Source organism: Pseudomonas sp. Emmai (assembly GCF_055179735.1).
Genome location: NZ_CM143685.1, coordinates 3,255,560 through 3,280,119 on the forward strand (window position 1 = coordinate 3,255,560; position 24,560 = coordinate 3,280,119).

Annotated in this window: 26 protein-coding genes and 1 pseudogene; 15 read left to right on the top strand and 12 right to left on the bottom strand. The window is 61.0% G+C overall.

Annotated elements, in window-relative coordinates; all coding sequences use genetic code 11:
- Nucleotides 1-561 precede the first annotated feature (561 nt).
- Entirely contained in the window at nt 562-1,785 is a 1,224-nt protein-coding gene (locus ACY4LX_RS15020; RefSeq protein WP_463260600.1) for a methyl-accepting chemotaxis protein, read from the top strand.
- Between the two features lie 205 nt (nt 1,786-1,990).
- Here ACY4LX_RS15020 and ACY4LX_RS15025 read toward each other — a convergent pair whose 3' ends face one another.
- From ACY4LX_RS15025 to ACY4LX_RS15035, 3 genes are all read right to left on the bottom strand, one after another.
- A complete protein-coding gene (locus ACY4LX_RS15025) occupies nt 1,991-2,230 on the bottom strand; it encodes a DUF2789 domain-containing protein (protein WP_054052826.1) in 240 nt (79 codons plus the stop codon).
- 130 nt (nt 2,231-2,360) lie between these two features.
- On the bottom strand, nt 2,361-2,591 hold the full coding sequence (locus ACY4LX_RS15030) for a hypothetical protein (protein ID WP_149658380.1): 231 nt from the start codon (nt 2,589-2,591) through the stop codon (nt 2,361-2,363).
- Between the two features lie 159 nt (nt 2,592-2,750).
- A complete protein-coding gene (locus ACY4LX_RS15035; protein ID WP_463260398.1) occupies nt 2,751-2,999 on the bottom strand; it encodes a hypothetical protein in 249 nt (82 codons plus the stop codon).
- A 407-nt stretch (nt 3,000-3,406) separates the two neighbouring features.
- Between ACY4LX_RS15035 and ACY4LX_RS15040 the strand changes: the two genes are divergently transcribed.
- The 3 genes from ACY4LX_RS15040 (at nt 3,407) to ACY4LX_RS15050 (ending at nt 5,225) form a co-directional block, all read left to right on the top strand.
- On the top strand, nt 3,407-3,877 hold the full coding sequence (locus ACY4LX_RS15040) for a hypothetical protein (RefSeq protein ID WP_149658378.1): 471 nt from the start codon (nt 3,407-3,409) through the stop codon (nt 3,875-3,877).
- Nucleotides 3,877-4,080, top strand: a complete 204-nt coding sequence (locus ACY4LX_RS15045) for a hypothetical protein (RefSeq protein WP_149658377.1) — start codon at nt 3,877-3,879, stop codon at nt 4,078-4,080. Before ACY4LX_RS15040 ends, ACY4LX_RS15045 begins: the two co-directional genes overlap by 1 nt.
- Nucleotides 4,081-4,208: 128 nt before the next feature.
- Complete coding sequence (locus tag ACY4LX_RS15050; protein ID WP_463260399.1) at nt 4,209-5,225, top strand: ABC transporter substrate-binding protein; 1,017 nt, start codon at nt 4,209-4,211, stop codon at nt 5,223-5,225.
- A gap of 88 nt (nt 5,226-5,313) precedes the next feature.
- Here ACY4LX_RS15050 and ACY4LX_RS15055 read toward each other — a convergent pair whose 3' ends face one another.
- Nucleotides 5,314-7,446 (bottom strand): TonB-dependent receptor, encoded by a 2,133-nt coding sequence (locus tag ACY4LX_RS15055; RefSeq protein ID WP_463260400.1) that lies wholly within the window; start codon nt 7,444-7,446, stop codon nt 5,314-5,316.
- An 88-nt stretch (nt 7,447-7,534) separates the two neighbouring features.
- A complete protein-coding gene (locus tag ACY4LX_RS15060) occupies nt 7,535-7,921 on the bottom strand; it encodes a DUF2946 domain-containing protein (protein WP_463260401.1) in 387 nt (128 codons plus the stop codon).
- Nucleotides 7,922-8,016: 95 nt separating this feature from the next.
- Here ACY4LX_RS15060 and ACY4LX_RS15065 point away from each other — a divergent pair, with 95 nt between their 5' ends.
- The gene (locus tag ACY4LX_RS15065) at nt 8,017-8,454 is read left to right on the top strand and encodes a DUF3995 domain-containing protein (protein WP_149658373.1); all 438 of its coding nucleotides are present in this window, start codon (nt 8,017-8,019) and stop codon (nt 8,452-8,454) included.
- 114 nt (nt 8,455-8,568) lie between these two features.
- On the opposite strand, the gene ACY4LX_RS15070 is transcribed toward ACY4LX_RS15065, so the two are convergent.
- Genes ACY4LX_RS15070 through ACY4LX_RS15095 form a run of 6 tightly spaced genes read right to left on the bottom strand, consistent with a single transcriptional unit; the run spans nt 8,569 to nt 14,650 of the window.
- Nucleotides 8,569-8,931, bottom strand: coding sequence for a Na+/H+ antiporter subunit G (locus ACY4LX_RS15070; protein WP_463260402.1), 363 nt, complete (start codon nt 8,929-8,931; stop codon nt 8,569-8,571).
- Nucleotides 8,928-9,206, bottom strand: coding sequence for a K+/H+ antiporter subunit F (locus ACY4LX_RS15075; RefSeq protein ID WP_133836076.1), 279 nt, complete (start codon nt 9,204-9,206; stop codon nt 8,928-8,930). Before ACY4LX_RS15075 ends, ACY4LX_RS15070 begins: the two co-directional genes overlap by 4 nt.
- Complete coding sequence (locus ACY4LX_RS15080) at nt 9,203-9,691, bottom strand: Na+/H+ antiporter subunit E (RefSeq protein WP_463260403.1); 489 nt, start codon at nt 9,689-9,691, stop codon at nt 9,203-9,205. Before ACY4LX_RS15080 ends, ACY4LX_RS15075 begins: the two co-directional genes overlap by 4 nt.
- Nucleotides 9,688-11,373, bottom strand: a complete 1,686-nt coding sequence (locus tag ACY4LX_RS15085; RefSeq protein ID WP_149658370.1) for a monovalent cation/H+ antiporter subunit D — start codon at nt 11,371-11,373, stop codon at nt 9,688-9,690. Before ACY4LX_RS15085 ends, ACY4LX_RS15080 begins: the two co-directional genes overlap by 4 nt.
- Complete coding sequence (locus ACY4LX_RS15090; protein ID WP_007986256.1) at nt 11,370-11,714, bottom strand: Na+/H+ antiporter subunit C; 345 nt, start codon at nt 11,712-11,714, stop codon at nt 11,370-11,372. Before ACY4LX_RS15090 ends, ACY4LX_RS15085 begins: the two co-directional genes overlap by 4 nt.
- Complete coding sequence (locus ACY4LX_RS15095) at nt 11,714-14,650, bottom strand: monovalent cation/H+ antiporter subunit A (protein ID WP_463260404.1); 2,937 nt, start codon at nt 14,648-14,650, stop codon at nt 11,714-11,716. The genes ACY4LX_RS15090 and ACY4LX_RS15095 overlap by 1 nt, the downstream gene beginning before the upstream one ends.
- A 281-nt stretch (nt 14,651-14,931) precedes the next feature.
- Between ACY4LX_RS15095 and ACY4LX_RS15100 the strand changes: the two genes are divergently transcribed.
- Nucleotides 14,932-15,339 (top strand): hypothetical protein, encoded by a 408-nt coding sequence (locus ACY4LX_RS15100; RefSeq protein WP_463260405.1) that lies wholly within the window; start codon nt 14,932-14,934, stop codon nt 15,337-15,339.
- A 31-nt stretch (nt 15,340-15,370) separates the two neighbouring features.
- Here the strand turns inward: ACY4LX_RS15100 and ACY4LX_RS15105 are convergent.
- Nucleotides 15,371-16,394 (bottom strand): annotated as a pseudogene (locus tag ACY4LX_RS15105) (DMT family transporter).
- Here ACY4LX_RS15105 and ACY4LX_RS15110 point away from each other — a divergent pair.
- The 9 genes from ACY4LX_RS15110 to ACY4LX_RS15150 all read left to right on the top strand — a co-directional run bounded on the left by ACY4LX_RS15110 (nt 16,389) and on the right by ACY4LX_RS15150 (nt 24,543).
- Nucleotides 16,389-16,952: a helix-turn-helix domain-containing protein gene (locus ACY4LX_RS15110; RefSeq protein ID WP_463260406.1), complete on the top strand. Its 564-nt coding sequence runs from the start codon at nt 16,389-16,391 to the stop codon at nt 16,950-16,952. The pseudogene ACY4LX_RS15105 and the gene ACY4LX_RS15110 overlap by 6 nt on opposite strands.
- 170 nt (nt 16,953-17,122) lie before the next feature.
- Nucleotides 17,123-17,449 carry a hypothetical protein gene (locus ACY4LX_RS15115; RefSeq protein WP_463260407.1) on the top strand — a complete coding sequence of 109 codons (327 nt, stop codon included), beginning with the start codon at nt 17,123-17,125 and terminating at the stop codon, nt 17,447-17,449.
- 259 nt (nt 17,450-17,708) lie between these two features.
- On the top strand, nt 17,709-18,902 hold the full coding sequence (locus tag ACY4LX_RS15120) for an SfnB family sulfur acquisition oxidoreductase (protein WP_463260408.1): 1,194 nt from the start codon (nt 17,709-17,711) through the stop codon (nt 18,900-18,902).
- Nucleotides 18,903-18,912: 10 nt separating this feature from the next.
- Nucleotides 18,913-19,350, top strand: coding sequence for an acyl-CoA dehydrogenase (locus ACY4LX_RS15125; protein WP_463260409.1), 438 nt, complete (start codon nt 18,913-18,915; stop codon nt 19,348-19,350).
- Nucleotides 19,350-20,753, top strand: coding sequence for an LLM class flavin-dependent oxidoreductase (locus tag ACY4LX_RS15130; protein WP_463260410.1), 1,404 nt, complete (start codon nt 19,350-19,352; stop codon nt 20,751-20,753). The genes ACY4LX_RS15125 and ACY4LX_RS15130 overlap by 1 nt, the downstream gene beginning before the upstream one ends.
- 176 nt (nt 20,754-20,929) lie before the next feature.
- Complete coding sequence (locus tag ACY4LX_RS15135; protein WP_149658363.1) at nt 20,930-21,835, top strand: AMP-binding protein; 906 nt, start codon at nt 20,930-20,932, stop codon at nt 21,833-21,835.
- Nucleotides 21,832-22,608, top strand: a complete 777-nt coding sequence (locus ACY4LX_RS15140) for an ABC transporter ATP-binding protein (RefSeq protein ID WP_463260411.1) — start codon at nt 21,832-21,834, stop codon at nt 22,606-22,608. Before ACY4LX_RS15135 ends, ACY4LX_RS15140 begins: the two co-directional genes overlap by 4 nt.
- Nucleotides 22,608-23,489 carry a branched-chain amino acid ABC transporter permease gene (locus ACY4LX_RS15145; RefSeq protein WP_463260412.1) on the top strand — a complete coding sequence of 294 codons (882 nt, stop codon included), beginning with the start codon at nt 22,608-22,610 and terminating at the stop codon, nt 23,487-23,489. The genes ACY4LX_RS15140 and ACY4LX_RS15145 overlap by 1 nt, the downstream gene beginning before the upstream one ends.
- 4 nt (nt 23,490-23,493) lie before the next feature.
- Nucleotides 23,494-24,543: a branched-chain amino acid ABC transporter permease gene (locus ACY4LX_RS15150; RefSeq protein WP_149658361.1), complete on the top strand. Its 1,050-nt coding sequence runs from the start codon at nt 23,494-23,496 to the stop codon at nt 24,541-24,543.
- The last annotated feature ends 17 nt before the right edge of the window (nt 24,544-24,560 follow it).

Here is a 24,560-nt window from a genome sequence, read left to right on the forward strand (position 1 = left end):
TCGCGGGCAAGCCTCGCTCCTGTAGGAGCAAGGCTTGCCCGCGATGCTTTTTGCCGTCCGCAAAACCCCTGCACTTCTATTGACCTGCTGCAAGATCCACGACTAACGGACCATAGATAATGGCTCATTAGTGGCGTTTAATGCAGTCACAACAAATAGAAGACGCATGGGGTGACGAAGATGACGAGAGACGGATCTCTGGTTGGGGCAATACCTGCGCCCGTGCCAGCGGTAAAAAACCTTTGGTTGACGCCGACCTTGCAAAGCATCGCCCTGGTGCTGTTGCTCTGCGGCATGTCCCTGGGCGGCGCCTCGCTTTATATCGGCCTGCCCGTGGCCGTGCTGATTGTCTGGTTGCCGCGCCTGCGCTCGCGCGCGATTCCCGACTCAACCCCTGCGGACAACGCCAGCGCCATCGCCGAGCTGACCCGCGACCTTTCCTACACCACCAGTCACAACGCGCTGTCTGCAGCGGGCGTGGCCTTTTCGGTCAAGCAACTGGCAGAGAAGGTGCAATCGCAACTCGACGCGGCCAAGCGGATCGTCAGCAACGCCGAAGTGATGATCAGCACCGAGCAGGCAACGTCGACCCTCAGCCGCGAAGCCTTGAGCGCGGCCAGCGAGGCCCATCAAAGCAGTGCCGCCGGGCGCACCGAACTGATCGAGTCGATTGCGCGCATGCACCAGCTCAGTCAGCGCGCCAGTAACAGCCGTGAGCTGATCGAAGCCTTGAGCTTGCGCAGTGACGATATTCAGCGGGTCACGATGGTGATTCAATCCATCGCCAGCCAGACCAACCTGTTGGCACTCAATGCCGCCATCGAAGCCGCCCGGGCCGGGGAACACGGTCGCGGGTTTGCGGTGGTGGCCGATGAAGTTCGTGGCCTGGCCGCGCGCACGGCGACGGCGACGGGCGAAGTCGGGGAGATGGTCGCCGACATCCACCAGCGCACCGCGCAAGTGGTGGAACAGATCCGCCAGCTTTCCAGTGATCTGGACATTGGCGTCGCACAGGTGGAACACACCGGCCAGCATCTGGAAAACATCGCCCGCCTGGCGGCCGGCGTGGAAAATCAGGTCGGAGAAATCGCCCGGGGCGCGGAAACCAACCGCGAGCAACTGGACAGTCTGTTCCATGCCATCGAGCAGATGCGCAGCGATCTGGCGATCAGTGACCAGCAAACCCAACGTCTGGCCCAGGCTGCCGTGCAGATGGAAGGCCAGGCTGAAACCATCAGCGAACGCCTGGCCGAAGTCGGGCTGGACGACTACCACCAACGGATATATGACCTGGCCCGTGAAGGGGCGAGCCAGATTGCTGCGCGCTTCGAAGCGGATATCGATCAGGGCCGCGTCAGCCTCGACGACCTGTTCGATCGCAATTACCAGGCGATTCCCAACACCAGCCCGGCCAAGTTCCAGACCCGTTTCGACCGTTACACCGATCAGGTGCTGCCGCCGATCCAGGAGCCGTTGCTACCGCGGCATGAGGGCTTGGTGTTTGCCATCGCCTGTACGCAGCAGGGCTATGTGCCGACTCATAACACCGTGTTCAGTCAGCCATTGACCGGCGATGCGCAGGTTGACGCCATGCAGAACCGCACCAAGCGCAAGTTTGCCGACCGCACGGGTATTCGTTGCGGTAGCCATCAGCAACCGGTGTTGTTGCAGACCTACACCCGCGACACCGGCGAGTTGATGCACGATTTGTCGGTGCCGATCACGGTCAAGGGCCGGCATTGGGGTGGATTGCGGTTGGGCTATAAACCGGAACAACCGCGCTAACTCATAGTGGTGGCCTGGAGGACTTTTGTGGCGAGGGGGCTTGTCGGAATGCCGCATTACCCCGTTCGGCTGCGAAGCAGTCGTTGATCCAGGTAACTCGGTTTACCTGACAGATTGCAGGGGGGCGCTTCGCGACCCAACGGGGGCGAGCCCCCTCGCCACAGGCAAGCCCCTCGCCACAGGAGAGCAACTCGAGACTTGCGGGCTAGTGAACCTGGTGCATGCGCAAGTTCAAATCATCCACCACCCGCGCCCAATCCGCGTCTTCACGCAGTTGTTCTTTCAGGAACCCGGCTTGTTGCGGGGTCCAGAACTCGGCGTCAATCAGTTTCTTGTCGTCGGGAAGCGGTGAGTGGCTGGCGATGAAGTCGTCGATGGCCTTTTCGCTGGAGTCCAGGCCGAGCTGGTCGAACAAACCTTTCAAGTCGTGGGTCGGTGAATCCATGTTCATCTCCTTGCGGGTCGCGTCGAGTGCGAGATCTGAGGGGCGGCTTCACTGCATCTGAGGGGGCCGCGCGTCAGGAGTTCGATTGCGATGGTTCAAAGCAGGGGAGAGCATAGACGGCAATGCGGGATCAGGCTTTCAGGGCGCCGTCATCGACCGCCAGCTTCAGGGCCTTGGCGGCGTCCTGGGCGGCGATGGCCGCGACATCGGAGGTTTTGAACCAGCGATCCTTCTCGACCTGGTGGTAGGTCACGGTGGTCAAGGGTGGTTTGGCGCGCATGACAATGACAGCCTGGAATTCGCCTTCGACCTCTCTGGCTTCGCCCCGGATAAAAAATTCGCCGATATCAAATTCCGTCACGTAGCTGCCTTCCCTTGGAAATGTTCTGGTGTATTGAACGCCGTCCGCCGAGGGGCCGGAATTCATGGGGCGTGCAGTATGGCAGTAGTTGTCGGCCGACGGCTGAGTTAAGTCGTCGGCGTGACGAAACGTCATTGGCGATAAATACAATGATCGACGTCAGGTGTGCGCCGCCAGTGCGCGGGCGAGGGCGCAGGCGTCGTTATGGTCAGTGCGGAAACCTCTTACACGACCGGTGGAAGTTTCCTTGATATGGAAGAAAGACTTGCCGGCCGGTACAACCTGAAAGCGCGGCAGGGCAAGCGCCTGATCGGGCAGGGCATAGGCTTGAAACACCGTCGAATGCAGGGAGGCAGGGCTGTTTGCGTGAAGTGTGGAGTGATTTGTAAAGTGGGTCATCGTGCACATAAGAAGTCCTTTTCGTGTGTTAACCGACGTGTGTCCGTTGTTTTGAGTAGTCTCGACGAGCATCGCTGCTCTAGAATCGCCATCACTGGTTGGCGATTGGCATCCATCTAAAGCAATTTTTTACCGGCGATATGTCGGAAAAGTGCTTTTCTTAGTGAGAATTTTCCCTAAAGTCAGTAGTCCGCTTTTTCTGGCCGCGAGAAGGGCTTTTTCCTTCAACGTTTGGCGAACGTCTGGGGGGACGGCGCGGGTGACAATCCAGTAATCTCACTTACCTCGCGATGGATGAGCGCTCAGCCCAGCTCAGGATCTCAACCCGGCTCATTCGGCAACCCTTCGCCATGGCCATTTTTCTGCTGTGCGTTTTTCCTGCGTACAGCATCATTTTCAGATGTGGGGATGTTTCCTTGGCAGTAAGTAATCTTGATATGCACGCATTGTTCGTTCTGGGTGATTTGCGGGCAAAGTTGGTTAAGCAGTTTCAGTCCCGTTTTGTCTATGTCACCGAACAGAATGCCGAAGGCATCTACATTGCCGAAATCGATACCGAAGCCTCGCTTGTTGTGGACGACAAGCCCGGCCTGAAACTCAAGGTCGGCGATCATTTCAGCGCGTCAGTATTGCCCAGTCGCGAAGGCGGCAAGCTGGACATCAAGTTCCGCGAAATCAAACTGACGGTCTACGGCCTGGGCGATTACGCGTTTGTCACCACCGCCGACGGCCACGGCATCGTGTTCAAGGAAGGGCATAGCGTGGTGATGGTGTTCGCCGCCCACCAGCAGTTGCAGGAAGGCCTGACCAAAACCCTCAAGGCAGTCACCGCCAAGGCCGCGAAGTGGCGCAAAGGTGAACTGATCACCTTCAAGGCCAGCGAGTAATGCCCCTGACCCGCGCCGATTTCCATGTGCAGAACCTCGCCAGTGCACAGGTCGAGGCCCAGCGCCTGTTCGACCAGAAGGCGATTCTGCAAGGCGGTTGGCTGACCTGGGTGGCGTCACAGATCTACACCTTGCGCCCGGCGGAGTACGCCAGCATGGTGCGAAGGGAGCTTGCGCGCTTGCAGCAACCTTCTGAAAAGTAATCCCTGTACCTTGCAGCCTCTAAAAAGCAGGAACCTCTACTACAGTCAGTGGACTGAGTATTCAGAGGCTTGCGGTCTTGTCTGTCAGGCCATCCTGCTATTGCTGTGAAAGCACGAGGTGCAAAAGCATGAAAGGACTTCGACGGTTGTTGGCCGCTACCCTGGCCACGTTTGGCTTGTTGGCCGGGCCGACCCCGGTATTCGCCGCCCAGGCGCCGATTCACTTTGCCGACCTGAACTGGGAAAGCGGCAGTCTGATCACCGATATCCTGCGGATCATTGTCGAGAAAGGCTATGGCCTGCCGACCGACACGTTGCCAGGGACTACCATCACCCTGGAGACCGCGCTGGCCAACAATGACATCCAGGTCATTGGCGAAGAGTGGGCCGGGCGCAGTCCGGTGTGGGTCAAGGCCGAGGCCGAAGGCAAGGTCGTGAGCCTGGGCGATACGGTCAAGGGCGCCACCGAAGGCTGGTGGGTGCCGGAATACGTGATCAAGGGCGACCCCGCCAAAGGCATCAAGCCCCTGGCGCCGGACTTGCGCAGTGTCAGCGACCTGCCGCGCTACAAGGACGTCTTCAGAGACCCGGAAAGTCCGGGTAAAGGCCGCTTCCTCAACAGCCCCATCGGCTGGACTTCGGAAGTGGTCAACAAGCAGAAACTCACGGCCTATGGCTTGAGCGACAGTTATGTGAACTTCCGTAGCGGCTCCGGCGCGGCGCTGGATGCGGAGATTGCTTCGTCGATCCGCCGTGGCAAACCGGTGCTGTTCTACTACTGGTCACCGACACCGTTGCTCGGGAAGTTCAAGCTGATCCAGCTGGAAGAGCCGCCGTTTGACGCCGAGGCCTGGAAAACCCTGACCGACGCCGACAACCCGAATCCGAAACCGACCCGCTCCCTGGCGTCCAAGCTGTCGATTGGCGTGTCCACGCCGTTCCAGAAGCAATATCCGCAGATCGCGGCGTTCTTCACCAAGGTCGATTTGCCGATCGAGCCGTTGAACAAAGCCCTGGCAGAGATGAGTGAGAAGCACACGGCACCGCGCCAGGCGGCCGAGGCTTTCATGAAGGCGCATCCGGACGTGTGGCAGGCGTGGGTGCCGAAGGATGTGGCGGACAAGGTCAGCGCCTCGCTGAATTGAGCGCATACCCTGTAGGCGCATGGCTTGCCCGCGATGGCGATCTCACGGACGTCATCGCGGGCAAGCCTTGCTCCTACAGCAGATGTGTTTAGAACCTTGTTTGTACGGCCAACTCAAAGGTACGCGGCGTGCCCAGGTAATACGCCGGCGAAACATGCGCAAACTCGGCATACACCTCGTTGGTCAGGTTGCGCACCCGGCCGGTGACGGTGGTGTGTTGGTCAACCTTGTAGCTCAAGAAACTGCCAAACAACGTGTATGACGGCACCGTCATGGTGTTGGCGTTGTCGGCAAACACCGACGCCACATACCGCGCATCGACGCCTCCCTGCCATTGCGGCGCAAAGTCATAGGTCAGCCACAGGTTGCCGACCCGGTCCGGCACGTTGGTCGGCGTGTTGCCCTTGCGCGAAACCACCACGCCCGCCGCATTCTTCTCGGTGAACTCGTCGTATTGTGCATCGACCCAGGCGAAGTTGCCTTCGGCCAGCAACTTGTCGGTGATCCTGAAAGACGTCGCCAGTTCGATGCCTTTCGACGTCTGTTGACCCACTGGAATGCTCAACGTCGGATCCAGCGGATCGGTCACCGCGAAATCCTTGCGCTCGATGGTGTACGCCGCCAGCGTCGCCGAGCCGCGACCGTCCAGGTAATCGAACTTGCTGCCGACTTCCCATTGCTTGCCGGTGGACACATCAAAGTCCTGGGTGCCATTGGGTTGCTCGGCGGCGGTGCTGTATTGCACGTAGACGTTGGCTGAAGGTATGAACTGGTAGGTCAGGCCAACCCGCCCGGTGACCGGCTCCCACCTTTGCTTGAGGTGCCGAGGATTGGCGGCGGTTACCGCCCGGTGGTTGGTCACGTCGAGGTCGATGTCGTCGTAACGCAGGCCGGTCAGCAGCGCCAGTTTGTCCGTCAGCGCCAAACGGTTCTCGACGAACAGCGCCTTGGTGGTGACCTCGTTGGTCTTATCGCTGATCAACTTCGGATTGGTGCCAGGGATGTCGTAGAAATGCCCCGGCTGGAAGTTGTTCGGATCGACGCTGCTGGGGCCTTTGACGTTCAGCGGCGAGTTGGTGGTCTGGTTGACCTTGTACTCGAAACCGCCAGACCAGGTGGTGTCCAGCCCCAGCAATGTGTTGTCGTGGCGCAACTCGAACTGGTTGCCGTTCTGCTCGCCCTGATGCCGCACCTGATAGGCCGTGGAGCGGTTCACCGCGCTGTTGTCGGCGTTGTACTGATAGGTTTCCAGGTTGCGGTAATCGCGCTGGCTGTCGAGGTGGTACAGGGTGTTGCGCAGGGTGGTGCTGTCGTTGATCCGGTAGTCGATGATTGAGCGCACCCAGATTGTGCGTTGCTCGTAGCGGCCATCCTCGACGTTGTAGTTATTGAAGCGGTTGTGTTTGTCGATCTTCAACTCGCCAGCCTTGGGGTTGAGCACCGGTGTGCCCCAGTAGGGGCTGTCCTCGTGTTCATCCTGGTACTCCAGAGCCAAGGTGTGGGACAGGTTGGGCGTCAAATCGCTGAGCAACGAGAACGCCACGCTCCAGGCATCGCGCTCCTGACGGTCGATGTAGCCGTTGCTGGTGTTGTGGCTGACGTCGAGTCGCGCATAGTGCTGCACGTCCGCCCCGGCCTCGCTGAGGGCGTGGTTGAGGCCGAATGCGGTCTCGGTGGTGTCGTAACTGCCGTAGCTGACCCGGCCTTCGACGGCTTGCTCCTCGCGAGTCGCCAGTTTGGTCACGTAGTTCAGCGAACCGCCCACGGAGCCGGCGCCATTGATCAATGACGATGGGCCGCCGATCAGTTCGACCCGATCATAAATCCACGCGTCCACCGGGCGCGCCAGGCCGCCCGATACGTTGATGCCATTGAACATCTGGGTGATCTGGCTGCTGGTGAAACCGCGATAGGACACGAATCCGCCGAACCCCGGCGGTGCGCTGGCGTTGACACCGGGCAAGGTGTTGGCGGCGTCCTGGAAGTTCTGCGCGCCGTGGCGCTCGATGTCATTGCGGTTGGCGATGGCCACCGAGGCCGGCGTGTCCCGCACACTCAAGCCCAGGCGGGAGGCCATGCCGCTGGATTGATCGAGGCTCAGGCCCGGTTCGTTGCCGGCTTCACCGTCAATGGTGATCGGCGCCAGGTCGATGGTGGATTGCGCCCAGGTGTTAGCGGACAGGCAGCCGAACAGGCTTGCCAAAAGAGGAAGATGTTTCATCGATGAATCCCGAATGCTTGACTAGGAAACAGCGCACAGGCAAACGCCACGCGTTAGCGCAGTGGGCTGATCGGTAAAGGCAAAAAACTCAGGCGAAAGGCGGGGCGCGGGGATTGGCCGAAGGCCAGGTGTAGCGGGTGGGCAGATCGATATGGGCGACGACGGCCAGCGGCGGACTGTGCTGTTGCGGCAGGATCGCCAGGGTCAGGCTGGAGTTGAGCGCCGGGCCCATGCCGCCGGTGGAACACAGAGGGCAGCCAAACGCCTTGGACAGGGTCGGCAGCTTGTCTTCGGAAGTGTTCGATGAGACCGGGGCCCGGGTGGCCGGATCGACGGCGCAGAACTGGCCACCGAGGCCATTGAGCTGCATCCCGACCATCTGCCCGTGACCGATACTGCAGGCGAACACGTTGAACAGGACGCAGCAATAAAGCATCCAGGCTATCAACGTGCGATCGGTTCGGGCGAATTTCATGGAGCGGCACTTTACCACCACCGATGAAATTTACCCTTACAAAAATGCTCGATGAAGTTCATCCTGCTGCGACATTTCACGCTGGATGTCTGAATATGAGCCTAATGGTCGCGCAATGGATTGCTGCAATCTTCCTGTTGATCAGTCTGATTCATCTGTACTGGGCGGCAGGTGGCAAGTTGGGAAGCGAGGCGGCGGTGCCGCGCGTGCCCGGGGAGGGCGGAGGGGAATCAACGCCCGCGTTCAAGCCTTCGGGCTTTACCACGTTGCTGGTGGCGGTGGGTTTGCTGCTGATTGCGATGCTGGTGTGTTTGCGGGTCGGCCTGTATTTGCCGACGGTGCAGCATTGGTCGCTGCAATGGGTGATCAGCGCGGTTGCGATGCTGATGTTTGCCCGGGCGATTGGTGATTCGAACCTGATGGGGTTCTTCAAGCAGGTCAAGGGTTCCACGTTTGCCCGGCTCGATACCTGGGCGTATTCGCCGTTGTGTGTGGTGTTGGGGGCGGGGTTGCTCGCCGTGGCCTGGATTTAAAGGCTTCGCGGGCAAGCCGAGCTCCTACAGGTTGGGGTTGGTAATTCAACACAAGACCTGTAGGAGCGAGGCTTGCCCGCGAAGAGGCCCGCCCAACCACCAAAAATAGTTGACCTAACCCTGACTTTCGGTCCGCCGACTACTCACCTCCGCCGGCACATCATCCCCGGCCATGCGCTTGCGAAACAACGCCGCCCGCGCCAGCAGCAGCGTGGTCACCGGCACTGTGATCGCCAACAGAACCGGTATCAGCCAGGCATGCAACACCGGCGCGGACTTGAGCGCCGAAAAGTAGATGATCGACGCCAACGCCACGCACCACGCGCCCAGCGTGGAGGCCAGGGCCGGCGGGTGCATGCGCTGGAAGTAATCCTTCATTCGCATCAACCCGACCGCACCGATCAGCGCAAACAGACTGCTGAGCAGCAACAGGATCGCCACCGGAATCTCGATCCACAATGACAGTTCGCCGGTCATTCGATCACCTCGCCACGCAGCAGGAATTTGGCCAGGGCAAACGAGCCGACGAAGCCGAACAGGGCGATCAGCAGCGCTGCCTCAAAGTAAGTGTCACTGGCATAGCGAATGCCCAGGGTCAGCATCATCAGCATGGCGATGATGTACAGATAATCCAGCGCGAGCACCCGATCCTGGGCCGATGGGCCTTTGAACAGGCGGATCAGGGTCAGCACCATCGCCAGGGAAAAGATGAACAGGCTCAGCAGGATCGCGTTCGACAGCAGGGCGCTCATTCGAAGATCTCCATCAAGGGTCGCTCGTAGGTCGTCTTGAAGTGCTCGATAAACGACGCTTCGTCGTCCAGATCGAACACGTGCAGCAACAAAATGCTGCGGTCCAACGCCAGTTCCGACCAGACCGTGCCCGGCACCACCGTGCAGATCATCGACAGCGCGGCCAGGCCATTGGCGTCGCGCAAGTCCATCGGCACCTTGATGAACGCCGAGCGCGGTGACCGACGACCAGCGTTGAGCACACCCCAGGCCACCGCGAGGTTGGACACCACCACATCGCGGCCGACCAGGAAGAACAGCCGCACAATCACCCCGGGACGCCGAATGCGAATCGGCAGCGGCCGCAATTTGCGCATCATCAACGGTGCACAGAACCCGAGCATTGCACCCAACAGCAGGTTGCCGGGGCTCAGCGACAGATTCAGCAGCAGCCACAACAGCCACAGTGCCAGGGACAACCACGGTGCCGGAAACAGACGTTTCATGGTTGGACCTCCGCCATCGCAGCCTTGGCTTCAGGGCTGGGGACCGCGCGGGTGGCGAGCACCGCCATCACGTACTGCTGCGGATTGTTCAAGGCGTCCGCCGCCGCCTGGGTGTAGCGCAGCAGCGGTTCGGCCTTGAAGGTCAGGGCAATGCTCAGCCCCAGCAGGGCGATGATCGGCACGCATTCAAAACGTCGCAGCAGCGGCGATGGCCGTTCTTCCGGGGTCCAGAAACGCTGGATGCCCAGGCGCGAGAAGGCAATCAGCGAGGCCAGCCCGGACAGGATCAGCAGCGCCAGCAAGCCCCACGCCGCGTTTGAGATCGGCACGTCGCCGCTGTGGCCGATGCCCAACGGATTGAGCAGCGCGCTGAGCAAGCCCAGCTTGCCGATAAACCCGGAGAGCGGCGGCATGCCGATGATCAGCAGCGAGCAGGCAATGAAACTCAAACCGAGGAAGGCCATGGTCCAGGGGATCACCTGGCCGACCACGGCTTTCTGTTCGTCGTCGAGGTTGATGCCTTTGGGTGGTTGCAGGGATTCCATTGGCCGTGGCAGCAGGTCGCCGTCGTCGTACAGCGGCATCTCATTGACCGAACGGGAACGCTCGATCAACTCGGCCAACAGGAACAGCGCACTCAGCGCCAACGTCGAGCTCACCAGATAGAACAACGCCGCACCAATCAGGTTTGGCTGGGCGAAACCGATGGCAGACAACAAAATCCCCGCCGACACCAGAATGCTCAGGCTGGCCATGCGCTCCAGGCGTTGCGCCGCCAGAATCGCCACGGCTGCGCAGACGATGGTCGCCATGCCGCCGTAGATCAGCCAGTCGCCGCCAAAGTACGCGGACGCCCCGGCCTGGCCGGAGAACAGCAGCGTCCATAGCCGCAGCAAGGTGTAGACGCCGACCTTGGTCATGATCGCGAACATCGCCGCCACCGGCGCACTGGCCGCGGAATAGGCCGGTACCAGCCAGAAGTTCAGCGGCCACATCCCGGCCTTCGCCAGGAACGCCACCGCCAGAATCGCCGCGCCGGCATGCAGCAGGCCGCGATCGGCTTCCGGTACCAGGGGGATTTTCAGCGCCAGGTCGGCCATGTTCAGGGTGCCAGTGACGCCATAAATCAGCGCCGCGCCAATCAGGAACAGCGACGAGGCCAGCAGGTTGATCGAGATGTAATGCAAACCCGAAGACACCCGCGCCCGACCCGAGCCGTGCAACATCAGGCCGTAAGACGCGGCCAGCAGCACTTCGAAGAACACGAACAGGTTGAACAGGTCTGCGGTGAGGAAGGCGCCGTAGAGGCCCATCATCTGAATCTGGAACAACGCGTGGAAGCTTGAACCGGCGCCGTCCCAACGGGCCATGGCAAACAGCAGAGCGCTGACACCGATGATGCCGGTCAACACCAGCATCATGGCCGACAGGCGATCCACCACCAGCACGATGCCGAACGGCGCCTGCCAGTTGCCCGGCAAGTACACGCCAATGGAACCGGGCACGCCGGTGCTTTGCGTCCATTGCAGCAGCATCACGGAAATGCCCAGGCCGATCAGGCTGGAGCACAGGTTGATCTTGGCTTTCAGCGGGCGGTGTTTCTCGCCAAGCATCAACATGATCGCGGCGGTCAGCAGCGGCAGCAGAATCGGCGCGGCGATCAGGTGCGTCATCGCATTCATTCTTTAGGCTCCCGGCCATCCACATGGTCGGTGCCGGTCAGGCCCCGGGAGGCCAGCAGCACCACCAGGAACAACGCGGTCATGGCGAAGCTGATGACGATGGCGGTCAACACCAGGGCTTGGGGCAGCGGGTCGGTGTAGTGCAGCAAATCCTGGGGCACGCCGTCCTTGATGATCGGCTCCTTGCCGATAAACAGGCTGCCCATGCTGAAGATGAACAGGTTGACGCCGTAGGACAGCAGGCACAGGCCCATGACCACCTGGAACGTCCGTGGCCGCAGGATCAGCCAGACGCCGGATGCCGCGAGGACGCCGATGGCGATTGCGATGACTTCTTCCATCAGACGGCTCCTTTGGCGGCAACGGATCTCGGCAGGCCAGCGGCTTTTGGCTGCGCTGCAGTCTTGTGGCCCCGTACCGATTGGTGGGCGATGGCGGTGAGCATCAACAGGGTCGAACCGACCACCACGGCGTAGACGCCGATGTCGAAGAACAGCGCACTGGCGATGTGAATGTCGCCCAGCACTGGCAGTTCAAAATGCCAGGTGTGCGTGGTCAGGAACGGATACCCGGCTGCCATCGCTCCCAGCCCGGTGACCGTGGCGAACAGCAGCCCGGTGCCCATCCAGCGCAGCGGTCGCAGGCTCATTTGCGCCTCGACCCACTGCGTGCCGGCGACCATGTATTGCAGGATGAACGCCACCGACATCACCAGCCCGGCGACAAACCCGCCGCCCGGCTGGTTGTGGCCGCGCATGAACAGGTAGAACGACACCACCACGGCAATCGGCAGCAACAGGCGCACCAGCACCGCCGGCACCATCATGAAACCGAGGGCGGTGTCGCTGGCCTGGCGCGGGTTGACCAGATCGGTGACCACGTCCGGCGCGAGCAAACGCTGCTGGGCCGGCAATTGCAGGCTTTCTTTCGGTGGACGGAAACGCCGGAGCAGGGCGAACACGGTCAGCGCCACCGCCACCAGCACGGTGATTTCACCGAGGGTGTCGAAGCCGCGGAAGTCCACGAGCATGACGTTGACCACGTTGCTGCCGCCGCCCTCGGGCAAGGCGCGGCTGAGGTAGAACGAGGAGATGTCGTTGGGCGTCTGGCGCGTGAGCATCGCGTAGGCCAGCAACGCCATGCCGCCGCCGACCACGCTCGACAGCAGCAAGTCACGGATACGCCGGATGCGTGCCTTGCGTAGCGTACTCGGCAACGGCGAGACCTCTTCGATCCGCCGTGGCAACCAGCGCAGGCCCAGCAGGATCAGGACCGTGGTCACCACTTCGACCACCAGTTGCGTCAGCGCCAGGTCCGGCGCGGAGAACCAGACGAAGGTCACGCAGGTCATCAGCCCGCACACGCTGACCATGGTCAGGGCGGCGAGACGGTGATACTTGGCCTGCCACGCGGCGCCGAGGGCACAGGCGATCGCCAGCAGCCAGAGAATCACGAACACGATCGACCCCGGAATCTTCGGCCGGTCGCCCCAGCTCAGGCTGCTGTGGAGCATCGGGATCAGCCCGGCCAGCACGGCGGCGAACACCATCAGGAACAACTGGGTTTGCAGGCGCTGGGTGCTGATCCGCCGTTCCAGGCGTCGGGCCAGGCGCATCATCACCACCAGGCAGCGCTCGAACAGGCGCTTGCCGTTGAAGCGTCCAATCAGCGGCGGGTATTTGAAGCGGCCGCGCTTGAGCTGATTGCGCAGCAGCAGGTAGAGCACGATGCCGCCGGACATGGCGATCAGGCTCATGATCATCGGTGCGTTCCAGCCGTGCCAGATCGCCAGACTGTATTCCGGCAGCGTGCCGCCGACCACCGGCAGGGCCGCCGCCGCGAGCAGCGGACCGACCACTTGTGCCGGGAAAATCCCGACGATCAGGCAGGTGAACACCAGCAGTTCCACTGGCGCGCGCATCCAGCGTGGCGGTTCGTGCGGGGTGTGCGGCAGGTCGGTGGCGGGCGGGCCGAAGAACACGTCGACGGTGAAACGCAGGGAATAGGCAACGCTGAACGTACCGGCGATGGTCGCCACGATCGGCAAGGCCATCTCGACCCAGGCCGTGGCGTTGATGAAGACGGTTTCGGCGAAGAACATCTCTTTGGAAAGGAAACCGTTGAGCAACGGCACACCGGCCATCGAGGCGCTGGCGACCATCGCCAGGGTGGCGGTGAACGGGATCAGCTTGATCAGGCCGCTGAGCTTGCGGATGTCTCGGGTGCCACTTTCGTGGTCGATGATCCCGGCGGCCATGAACAGCGAGGCCTTGAAGGTGGCGTGGTTGAGAATGTGGAACACCGCGGCCACGGCGGCCAGCGGACTGTTCAGGCCCAGCAGCAAGGTGATCAGGCCCAGATGGCTGATGGTCGAGTAGGCCAGCAGGCCCTTGAGGTCGTTCTGGAACATCGCGCAATACGCGCCAAGCAGCAAGGTGCAGGCCCCAGCCCCGCCGACGATGTAGAACCATTCTTCACTGCCGGACAGCGACGGCCACAGCCGTGCCAGCAGGAACACCCCGGCCTTGACCATGGTCGCCGAGTGCAAGTAAGCCGAAACCGGAGTCGGCGCCGCCATCGCGTGGGGCAGCCAGAAGTGGAAAGGGAATTGCGCGCTTTTGCTCAAGGCGCCGATCAGGATCAGGGGCAGCAGGATAGGGTAGAGGGCATGTGCGCGAATCAGATCGCCGGCGGCCAGGACCTTGTCCAGGTCATAGCTGCCGACCACATGGCCAAGCAGCATGACCCCCGCCAGCAGGCACAACCCCCCGGCACCGGTGACCATCAGCGCCATATAGGCGCCGCGTCGGGCATCGGCGCGGTGGTGCCAATAGCCAATCAACAGGAACGAAAAGAGGCTGGTCAGCTCCCAGAAAAATACGATCTGGATCAGGTTGCCGGAGATCACCAGCCCGAGCATGGCGCCCATGAACGCCAGGAAAAACGCGAAGAACCGCGGCACCGGATCGTCCGGCGACATGTAGTAGCGGGCGTACAGCGACACCAGCGTGCCGATGCCCAGCACCAGCAGCGAGAACAGCCAGGCAAACCCGTCCATGCGCAGGACGAAGTTCAAGCCCAGGCTCGGCAGCCAGAAAAACTCCTCGCGGATCACGCCGCCATGGGCGATTTGCGGGTAAAGGAGGGCGACCTGGATGGTGCCGACCAAGGCAACCAAACCAGCCAACAGCGATTCGGTGTTACGCGCGTTATGTGGCAGCAAAGCCGCGACACAGCTGCCGATAAAAGGCAGAAGCAGTAGAACTATCAGGGACATAGGCTTCTAATCTGCGGAAGTTTGTGATGCATCATACGTGCCGGAAATCGGATCACCAAACGGCAACCTGTGGCAGGATCCTACAAGGTAGGCCGGAACGGCCGGTTTTACAGCATTCAGGAACCAGGTTCGATTCCCCGCTCAGGTTTACTGCAAACCTTTTGGCTACGAATTTATGAGCCCTGACCTGTCAAGTCTGACAGTAGACAGGCTGTGGCTTGCGCTAGTTGAATGGGTTGACTGCCTGTGTATCCAGACGGGCTTATGACAGGAGAATCAACATGTCGAATGAGGAAAAATTCAGAGAATCGTCGGTAGAACCGGTAGAACCATTAGAGGTGATACCTATCGATGAAAAACTTATCCCTCCGTCTATTGATAAGAAATATCTTCTAGGGGGCAATCTCCCGATCAAGTACGTCAAAGAGGGTTATGTATATTCTATTGAGCCTTCAGAACGCGCCGTCAGGCAGGAAGTGCGCCCTTATGTCCACTATGTGACGCATGGTACTTTTTTTGGTTTAAGCGCAGTCATTACCGAGGGAAACCTGAAGGCTACACTGCAATTCAGACGGGGCGGTTTTCTGGCCCCAATCCCAAATGAAAGAGTCGAGCTTTACTTCGTGGTCAAACATCCGGATGGCTCGAAAACTCAGTCGAAAAGTCACGTCTACACCATTGTCGCCTGACAGTTGACAAGTTCCAGCGACGGGCAGGTTTTCAGCCCTGGCTTTCCCGTTGCAATACCTCCTCGGTGTCCGGTTTTCCCCGCGTCTTCAATTCACTGACGATCACCGCCGCCACAATCAACCCCGCCCCCAGCAACGCAATCGCCGGCAACCGCTCTCCGGCAATCCGCCCGACAATCCCGGCCCATACCGGCTCACCGGCATAGATCAACGTCGCCCGGGTCGGCGAAACGCTTTTCTGCGCCCAGTTCATCGCCACCTGGATCGCCGCACTGGCCGCGCCCAAGCCCAGGGCACTGCCCAACAGCAGCCAGGAGAAATGCGGAATCACTTCCTGCGTAGGCACCACCATCAAAAACGCCAGCATCGACGTGACCGCCAGTTGCACCACCGTGACCCGGCGCACATCGACCTGGCCGGCATAGGTGCTGATCAAGATGATTTCAGCCGCAATCGCCACGGTGCTGATCAGCGTGGCAATTTCGCCAGGACTGAAATCCAGCGAAGCTCCCGATGGCCCGGACAACATCATCAACCCGGTAAAGGCCAGCATGATGCCAATGCTGGGCATCAACCCCGGCCGCTTGCCGAAGACCATCCATTGCAGCAACGGCACAAAGGGCACGTACAACGCCGTAATAAACGCCGACTGGCTGCTGGGAATCGTCTGCAAACCCACGGTCTGCAAGCCGTAACCGAGCATGATCGCCACGCCGATAAAGGACCCGGCCTTGAGTTCCAGCAAGGTCAGCGCCCGCAGGCTGCGCCAGGAAAACAGCGAGACAATGCACGCCGCCGCGGCAAAACGCAGGCCGACGAAGAACATCGGTCCACTGACCGTCATCGCATGCTGCACCAGCAAAAAGGTGCCGCCCCAGACCATGGTAATCAGCACCAGCACGCACTCAGCCTTGCTGAATCGCGAGAAACGGGAGGAGGTGTGGGGAGTGTTCGCCGACGTCATGACCTTGCGCGCTACCTGAGGCGGACGCACAATGCGGCCGAATGTTGCGCAGTATACTGCCCAACCCCACCGAGTGAGCAATATAGTGCACAAAGATTCTCCCCCGCGGGCTTCGGTCCTCCAGCACGTCAGCCAGAACGTCAAACGCCTGCGCCACGCCGCCGACATGAGCCAGACCGCCCTGGCCGAAAAGTCCGGGGTCAGCCGGCGCATGCTGGTGGCCATTGAGGCCGGCGAGAAAAACGTCAGCCTGACCACCCTCGACCGCGTGGCCGAAGCGCTGGAGGTGGCGTTCAGCGACCTGATCCAGGCCCCGGACGCCCGCGACCCTAGTCGCATCAACGAAGTGGCTTGGGCCGGGACCATCCCCGGCAGCAAAGCCGTTCTACTCTCCAAAGCCACCGCTACCCGCGAGGTGGAACAATGGGAGTGGTGCCTGCAACCAGGAGAGATTTATCCATCGCAACCGGATGCCGACGGCTGGAGCGAGCAGCTCTACGTGTTCGAAGGCTGCCTGACCTTGATGTTGGGCGACACACCCCATGAAATTGCCCCTGGCGAGTTTTATATGTTTGCCAGCAACCAGCCCCATACCTATCGCAATGACGGGAAAGTGGCGGCGCGGTTTGTGCGTAATGTGGTGATTTGATCCTGAGGCCGCTGATCGGAAAAACGCGATACCTGTAATTTCTGACAGTAGACGTTTGATGTGCCTGAACTTTAAATGAAGTTCAGCATGCTGACTCTTGGACCGTTTATTCAATATGCTCAGTGGCTGACGAATGTTCTTTCAAATGTCGATTGAAAAGGAGTTGAATGATGCTAGAACCTCTTGCTATCAAAGAAGCTGTGGGTGGAGAAATCCATTGGGGAAGCATTGAGCACGGGGCCACCGCCCAGATTCCCGCGCCCCCTTTCTACAATCCTGGGGATGACCTTGAGGTATATGTCGAAGATGTGTTGGTCGCGACACTGAATCCAATTGGTGAGCCGGAGAATGATAAGTTTGAAGTGGTCGTGCCTCGTCGCAAATTGCTGGACTATTTAGGGAGTCGGAAGCCGGCAGTGTTCAGTTACGTGACATACAGCCAAGGCAGCGGAAACGCCAACCCTAGTCAATCCGTCGAGTATTTCATAAAGCATTAACGGACGTGTAAGTGCCCGATCCCTGGAGAAGTGATTGGGCACATCGCATGAGTAGTGACGTGAATCAGCCGCTGGCGGCCGCGTGCTTGAAATACGCTTGACTGTTTGCAGGGCAACACCCATTGAGCATTTTGCGTTTTTTTAATTAGTTGGTTTACTTTTAAAAAAATATAACCTACTGATATTTAATAATAAAAATAACTGGCACGACTTCTGTAAAGGTCTCTGAGTATTCACCCGGAACCACGGAGTCGGCCCCATGACAACTTCCCCCAGCACCGCCCACCTCATCCGCTCGGACGCCGAAGCCATCGCCGTCGCGCACAAACTCGCCGCACGCTTCGCGGTGGACGCCAGCGTCCGTGACCGCGAACGACGCCTGCCAGTGGCTGAGCTGGACGAATTCTCCGCCAGCGGCTTGTGGGGCATCACTGTTCCCAAGGCTTACGGTGGCGCCGGTGTGTCCTACGTGACCGTCGCCGAAGTGATCAAGATCATTTCCGCCGCCGACTCGTCCCTCGGCCAGATTCCGCAAAACCACCTCGGCGTGCTCGACATCCTGCTGCAAACCGCCACCGAGGAGCAGAAACGCTATTACTTCGGCAAAGTCCTGCAGGGCGTCCGTTTCGGCAACGCCTTCTCCGAATCCAAAAGCAAAAACGCCGGGGCCTTTGAGACCCGCATTCGCTTTGACGAGGACACTGCGCAGATCGACGGCGAGAAGTTCTACTGCACCGGCGCGTTGTTTGCGCACATCGTGCCGGCGGTGGCGGTGGATGAGGACAACAAGGCGTTCATCGCCTTCATCGAGCGCGACAACCCGGGCCTGACCGTGATCGACAGCTGGGACGGTTTCGGCCAGCGCACCACCGCCAGCGGTGGCGTCACCTTGAACGCGGTGGAAGTCCCGCGCAGCGCGGTCATCCCGGCGCACAAAGCCTTCGACGAACCCACCGCCGACGGCCCGATCTCGCAAATCATCCAGGCTGCCGTGGACACCGGCATCGCTGTCGGCGCGCTGGAAGAAACCAAGCGTTACGCCCGCGAATCCCGCCCGTGGATCGACAGCGGTCACGATTACGGCTGGCAAGACCCGTTCAGCATTGCCGCGATTGGCGATCTGGAATGGCGCGTCCACGGCACCGAAGCGATCCTGAAAAAGGCCGGCCAAGCCATCGACGCCGCATTGCTCAACCCCACCGAAGACACGGTCGCCCACGCCTCGGTGGTGGTGGCCCAGGCCAAAGTCCTGTCGGCGGAAATCGCCTTGCTCGCCAGCAGCAAGCTCTTCGAACTGGCCGGCACCCGTTCGGTGCTCGGCAAATACAACCTCGACCGCCACTGGCGCAACGCCCGGACTCACACCTTGCACGACCCGGCGCGATGGAAATACCACCTGATCGGCAACTACCTGCTCAACGGCGTGAAGCCCGCGCGCCACGCCTGGAACTGAGGAGCCTCCCATGAATGCCTTGACCCAACCGATTGCTGCCACCGAGCCCCTGGCCAAAAGTCAGCACGACTTGCACAACGCCCGCAACCTGCTTGATGCAACCCTGCGTTTCGTGCGCCAGCAGACCGAGGCCACGGATGATCCCTACGTCATCAGCCGCTTCGGCGATCTGCACATCCGCATCGAAGTCGCCGCCGCGCTGCTGGAACGCGCCGAAGACTTTTTGAGCAGCGCCGAGGACGACACGGAAATCAGCGTCGCCATCGCCGAGTCGCACCTGGCCAGCGCCGACGCTCTGAATGCCGTGAGCAACGCCGAATTCGAACTCACCGGCCAACGCACCGCGCTGCATGGATCGCTGCATGATCCGCTGCGCTGGAAACTCCATCTCATCGGCAATTTCCGCCTTAACGGCATCCATCCCCCAAGCTTCAGGAGCGTCGTTTGATGGCCCGTGAAATTCGTCTCAACGCTTTTGACATGAACTGCGTCGGCCATCAGTCGCCGGGATTGTGGGCGCATCCCCGGGATCGTTCCTGGCAGTACAAGGACCTCGAATACTGGACCGATCTGGCGAAGATCCTGGAGCGCGGCAAGTTCGACGGCTTGTTCATCGCCGATGTGCTCGGCATCTACGACGTCTATAACGGCAACGGTGACGCGGCGATCCGCCAGGCGGCGCAGGTGCCGGTCAATGATCCGCTGCAACTGATTCCGCCGATGGCGCTGGTCACCGAACATTTGGGCTTCGGACTCACCGCGTCGCTGTCCTTCGAGCATCCGTATCCATTCGCCCGCCGCCTCTCGACCCTCGATCACCTGACCAAGGGCCGCGCCGGCTGGAACATCGTCACCTCGTATCTGGAGAGTGGCGCGAAGAACCTCGGGCAGAAAAACCAGACCGAGCACGACGCCCGTTACGACTTCGCCGAGGAGTACCTGGAGGTTTGCTACAAGCTCTGGGAAGGCAGCTGGGAGGAGGGCACGATCCTGCGCGATCGTGAGCGGCGGATCTTCAGTGACCCGAGCAAGATTCATGAGATCCAGCACGTCGGCAAACACTTCCAGGTGCCGGGGATTCACCTGTGTGAGCCGTCGCCCCAGCGCACTCCGGTGCTGTATCAGGCCGGGGCGTCGAGTCGTGGCAAGCAGTTCGCGGCGGAGCATGCCGAGTGCGTGTTTGTTGCGGCACCGTCGAAAGTACTGCTGAAGAAAACCGTGGCCGATATCCGTCGGCGTGCGGCGCAGGCCGGGCGCGATCCGAAGAAGATCCTGATCTTCAACCTGCAAACGGTGATCCTCGGCGAGACCGATGCCAAGGCCAAAGCCAAGTTCGAGGAATACAAAACCTGGGTCAGCTACGAAGGCGCGATGGCGCTGATTTCCGGCTGGACCGGGATTGATTTCAGCCAGTTCAAACCGGACGAACCGCTCAAGCACGTGCACACCAATGCGATTCAGTCGGCGGTGGAAGCGTTCTCCACGGCGGACCCGAACAAGGTCTGGACCCCGAATGAATTGGCCGATTGGGTGGGAATCGGCGGGTTTGGCCCGTTGTTTGTCGGCAGCCCCGAGACGGTCGCCGATCTGTTGCAGGAGTGGGTCGAGGAAACCGACGTGGACGGCTTCAACCTGGCCTATGCGCTGACCCACGAAACCTTCATCGACGCCGTGGAATTACTGGTGCCGGAGTTGCAGAAACGCGGGGTGTACAAGACCGAATACGCGCCGGGGACTTTGCGCGAGAAGTTGTTTGGCGAAGGGCCGCGCTTGCCGGACATCCATCCGGGGGCGGGGTATCGGGATTTGGCGGGGTCGCGGCAGCAGGGGAAGAAAGTGGTGTCGGCGTGATGATCGTTCCCACGCGACCCGTGGGCATGCATCCCGGGACGCTCCGCGTCCCCAGCTCCAACAGAGGACGCAGAGCGTCCATGGCGGCATTCCCACGCAGAGCGTGGGAACGATCAAATGAAGAGCCAGCCCAGCGGACCACCGCACGCTTTTGCCCATGAACAGGAGGTCACCCCATGAGCGTGCACGAACTCAAGCGTCCGCCCACCGCGGACAGCGCCGAATGGCAGGTCAAGGCGCCCCAGGCCCTGGAGCAGTTGCGCCACTGGGGCCAGGTCAGTCCGTTGCAAACCGCGTTGCGCCACAAGCGCCACGGCCAGTGGTTTGTCTGGCGCTGGATCGATGCGTTGCGCGATGTCGAGCGCCTGGCCGATGGCTTGCGCCAGCAAGGCTTTACCGAGGACTCGCGACTGGCCCTGAGCGGTGCTTTCGAGCCGGATCTGTTGCTGCTGGCGCTGGCTGCCCGGCATGTCGGCGGCGAAGTGCTGACGCTGCCCGACACCCTCGACCCCGAGTCACTGCACAAAGCGCTGTGGCGCAGCCGTCCCACCCACGCCTTTATTCAAGGACGACAAACCCGACAACTGTGGCTCAACCACGGCCAATCCCTGTTGAATTTCGCCGAACTGCTCGGCCCGGTGGAACCGCCGCAACGCCTGCGCCTCAGCCTCTCCGGCGCCCAGCTCTGGAGTGAAGAGGGCACCGAATGGCAAGACGGCCTGACGGTGGTGCTGGATCAATGGCTGGCCAGCGGCCAAGCCCTGGCCTTCCCGGAAAGCCCCGGCAGCGCCAGCCGCGATCGACGGGAAGTGGCGCCGTCCGGGTTGCTGCTGTCCGCCGAACGCCTGCAACGCCTGGCCGATGAGATTGAAAGCCGTCTGGCCCCACCAAACACCTGGCGCCGACGCCTCTGCGACTGGGCCATCGCCCACCCGGAAAAACCGCTGCAACGCCTGATCAAAAACCGCGTTCGCCGGCTGCTGGGCTTTCACAACCTGCATTTCATCTGGCAAGCCACCCGCAGCCCCGACGCCCCATCCGCGCCGACCTGGCTCGCCGAATTCAAACGGGATATCGCATGAGCTCGACCGATTCCATCCTGCAAGTCAGCGGTATTTCCCTGTCGTTCAAAGGCGTGAAGGCGATCAACGAGTTGTCCTTCGACGTACGCCGGGGCGAGATCTGCGCGCTGATCGGCCCCAACGGCGCCGGCAAGAGCTCGTTGCTGAACGTATTGAACGGCGTGTACCCGTTCGATGCCGGTTCGATTGTTTTCGAGCAACAGCCCTTCAAACGCATCGACCCGCTGACCGCCGCCCGCCGGGGCATCGGGCGCACGTTCCAGAACAACGCGCTGTTCAAGAAAATGAGCGTGATCGACAACATCCTCACCGGCCTGTCCCGGCACCTGCGCAGCAGCTTCATCGAACAAGCCCTGAACTTGCCCCGCGCCCGGCGAGAGGCGCAGGACTTCCGCCAACAAGCCCAGGGCATTCTCGAATTTCTGGAACTGCAGGCCCACCGCGATGTGCCGGTGGGCAATCTGTCCTATGGCCTGCAAAAGCGTGTGGAACTGGGCCGCGCCTTGATCGCCGGCCCGCGCCTGTTGCTGCTCGACGAACCCATGGCCGGGATGAACGCCGAAGAGAAGCAGGAAATGTCCCGTTTCATCGCCGACATCAACCGCGACCTCGGCACCACGGTGGTGTTGATCGAGCACGACATGTGTGTGGTCATGGGCCTGTCCGACCATGTCGTGGTGCTGGATTACGGACGCAAGGTCGGCGACGGCACGCCCGCGCAAGTGCAGGCCGATCCCGACGTGATCGCGGCGTATCTGGGAGTGGTGCACTGATGACGTACTTCTTCGAAACCCTGCTCGGCGGCTTGCTCGCCGGCACCATGTATTCCCTGGTCGCCATTGGTTTTGTGCTGATCTACAAGGCCAGCGGCGTGTTCAATTTTGCCCAGGGCTCGATGCTGCTGTTCGCCGCGCTGACTTTTGTCAGCCTGCATGACCAAGGGGTGCCATTTGCGTTGGCGTTGTTGTTGACGGTGGTGGTGATGATCATCGGCGCGCTGCTGATCGAACGGCTGGTGCTGCGGCCCTTGGTCAACCGGTCGCAAATCACCCTGTTCATGGCCACTTTGGGCCTGTCGTTCATCATCGAAGGCCTGGCCCAGGGCTTGATGGGCTCGCAAGTGCGGGCGCTGGACCTGGGCATTGACGACGTACCGATTTTCATCGGCGGGATGATGGTCAGCCAGTTCGACCTGATCGCCGCCGCTGCGGCCATCGTGCTGGTGACGGTGCTGGCGCTGCTGTCCAACAAGACCCGGATCGGCGTGTCACTGCGCGCCGTGGCGGATGACACCACCGCCGCGTTGTCGATCGGCATCAACCTCAACCGCATCTGGCAGATCGTCTGGGCCGTGGCCGGGGTGGTCGGGCTCGTCGCCGGGCTGCTCTGGGGCGCGCGCCAAGGGGTGCAGTTTTCCCTGTCGCTGGTGGTGCTCAAGGCCTTGCCGGTGTTGATCATCGGTGGCTTCACCTCGATTGGCGGGGCGATTGTCGGCGGGTTGATCGTCGGTGCGGCAGAGAACCTCGCCGAGGTCTACATCGGCCCCTTGATCGGCGGCGGCATCACCCCGTGGTTCGCTTATGTCCTGGCCCTGGCCTTCCTCTACATCCTTCCCGCCGGCCTGTTCGGCGAGCGCGCCATCGAGCGAGTCTGAACCCATGTCGATATCCCTTGCCCGTGAAACCGCGCCGTCGGTGCTGGTTCAGCGTCGTGTGCCATTCGGCTTGCTCGGCCTGTTATTGATCGCGTTTGTCATCGTGCCACTGACCGGTAACGACTATTGGCTGAACGCAATCCTGATCCCTTTCCTGGTGCTGTCCCTGGCCGGGCTCGGCCTCAATCTGCTGACGGGTTACACCGGCCAGACATCGGTCGGCGCGGCGGGATTCATGGCGGTCGGGGCTTTTGCCACTTACGGCTTTCTGCTGCGACTGCCCGAGTTGGGTTTGCCGGTGGCGCTGCTCGGCGGCGGCTTGATCAGCGCTGTGGTGGGGTTTGTCTTTGGTTTGCCGAGTTCGCGGATCAAAGGTTTTTACCTGATGGTCACCACGTTGGCCGCGCAGTTCTTCCTCGAATGGCTGTTCGTCAAATTCCCCTGGTTCTACAACTACGGCTCATCCGGGACGATTTCCGCGCCGAAACTGGCGCTGTTCGGCCATGACCTGAACACGCCGGTCGGCCGTTACTGGCTGACCCTGACCACCGTGCTGCTGTTGACCTGGGTCGCGGTGAACCTGGTGAAAAGCCAGATCGGCCGCAACTGGATGGCGATCCGCGACATGGACACCGCCGCTGCGGTAATCGGCATCCCGGTGGTGCGCTACAAACACCTGGCGTTCGCCGTCAGCTCGTTCTACCTCGGCATCGCCGGGGCGCTGTGGGCCTTCGCGTATCTGGGCACCGCCAGCGCCAGCAGCTTCGATATCAATCGCTCGTTCCAAATCCTGTTCATCATCATTATCGGCGGCATGGGCAGCATCGCCGGCAACTTCGTCGGCGCGGCGTTTATCAGCCTGCTGCCGATCCTGCTCAGTCACGCCGGGCAAGCGTTGTTTGGTGGTTCGGTGGATGCCGGGCAACTGCAGAACCTGCAAAAAATCATCTTCGGCGTGCTGATCATTCTGTTCCTGATCAAGGAACCGGAGGGCTTGATCCGCCTGCTGGGCAACCTTCGTGAACGGCTGCGCCACTGGCCGCTGCGCTTCTGAATTCCTGACTGATTAGA

Excerpts from the sequence above, each read along its gene's own strand:
- ACY4LX_RS15050 (WP_463260399.1), top strand. The coding sequence starts at position 4,209 with ATGAAAGGACTTCGACGGTTGTTGGCCGCTACCCTGGCCACGTTTGGC.
- ACY4LX_RS15020 (WP_463260600.1), top strand. The coding sequence starts at position 562 with ATGATCAGCACCGAGCAGGCAACGTCGACCCTCAGCCGCGAAGCCTTG.
- ACY4LX_RS15080 (WP_463260403.1), bottom strand. The coding sequence starts at position 9,691 with ATGAAACGTCTGTTTCCGGCACCGTGGTTGTCCCTGGCACTGTGGCTG.
- ACY4LX_RS15125 (WP_463260409.1), top strand. The coding sequence starts at position 18,913 with ATGAATGCCTTGACCCAACCGATTGCTGCCACCGAGCCCCTGGCCAAA.
- ACY4LX_RS15115 (WP_463260407.1), top strand. The coding sequence starts at position 17,123 with ATGCTAGAACCTCTTGCTATCAAAGAAGCTGTGGGTGGAGAAATCCAT.
- ACY4LX_RS15075 (WP_133836076.1), bottom strand. The coding sequence starts at position 9,206 with ATGAGCGCCCTGCTGTCGAACGCGATCCTGCTGAGCCTGTTCATCTTT.
- ACY4LX_RS15060 (WP_463260401.1), bottom strand. The coding sequence starts at position 7,921 with ATGAAATTCGCCCGAACCGATCGCACGTTGATAGCCTGGATGCTTTAT.
- ACY4LX_RS15045 (WP_149658377.1), top strand. The coding sequence starts at position 3,877 with ATGCCCCTGACCCGCGCCGATTTCCATGTGCAGAACCTCGCCAGTGCA.
- ACY4LX_RS15095 (WP_463260404.1), bottom strand. The coding sequence starts at position 14,650 with ATGTCCCTGATAGTTCTACTGCTTCTGCCTTTTATCGGCAGCTGTGTC.
- ACY4LX_RS15150 (WP_149658361.1), top strand. The coding sequence starts at position 23,494 with ATGTCGATATCCCTTGCCCGTGAAACCGCGCCGTCGGTGCTGGTTCAG.
- ACY4LX_RS15035 (WP_463260398.1), bottom strand. The coding sequence starts at position 2,999 with ATGTGCACGATGACCCACTTTACAAATCACTCCACACTTCACGCAAAC.
- ACY4LX_RS15070 (WP_463260402.1), bottom strand. The coding sequence starts at position 8,931 with ATGACCGGCGAACTGTCATTGTGGATCGAGATTCCGGTGGCGATCCTG.
- ACY4LX_RS15100 (WP_463260405.1), top strand. The coding sequence starts at position 14,932 with ATGTCGAATGAGGAAAAATTCAGAGAATCGTCGGTAGAACCGGTAGAA.
- ACY4LX_RS15120 (WP_463260408.1), top strand. The coding sequence starts at position 17,709 with ATGACAACTTCCCCCAGCACCGCCCACCTCATCCGCTCGGACGCCGAA.
- ACY4LX_RS15135 (WP_149658363.1), top strand. The coding sequence starts at position 20,930 with ATGAGCGTGCACGAACTCAAGCGTCCGCCCACCGCGGACAGCGCCGAA.
- ACY4LX_RS15055 (WP_463260400.1), bottom strand. The coding sequence starts at position 7,446 with ATGAAACATCTTCCTCTTTTGGCAAGCCTGTTCGGCTGCCTGTCCGCT.
- ACY4LX_RS15130 (WP_463260410.1), top strand. The coding sequence starts at position 19,350 with ATGGCCCGTGAAATTCGTCTCAACGCTTTTGACATGAACTGCGTCGGC.
- ACY4LX_RS15140 (WP_463260411.1), top strand. The coding sequence starts at position 21,832 with ATGAGCTCGACCGATTCCATCCTGCAAGTCAGCGGTATTTCCCTGTCG.
- ACY4LX_RS15090 (WP_007986256.1), bottom strand. The coding sequence starts at position 11,714 with ATGGAAGAAGTCATCGCAATCGCCATCGGCGTCCTCGCGGCATCCGGC.
- ACY4LX_RS15085 (WP_149658370.1), bottom strand. The coding sequence starts at position 11,373 with ATGAATGCGATGACGCACCTGATCGCCGCGCCGATTCTGCTGCCGCTG.
- ACY4LX_RS15145 (WP_463260412.1), top strand. The coding sequence starts at position 22,608 with ATGACGTACTTCTTCGAAACCCTGCTCGGCGGCTTGCTCGCCGGCACC.
- ACY4LX_RS15065 (WP_149658373.1), top strand. The coding sequence starts at position 8,017 with ATGAGCCTAATGGTCGCGCAATGGATTGCTGCAATCTTCCTGTTGATC.
- ACY4LX_RS15025 (WP_054052826.1), bottom strand. The coding sequence starts at position 2,230 with ATGGATTCACCGACCCACGACTTGAAAGGTTTGTTCGACCAGCTCGGC.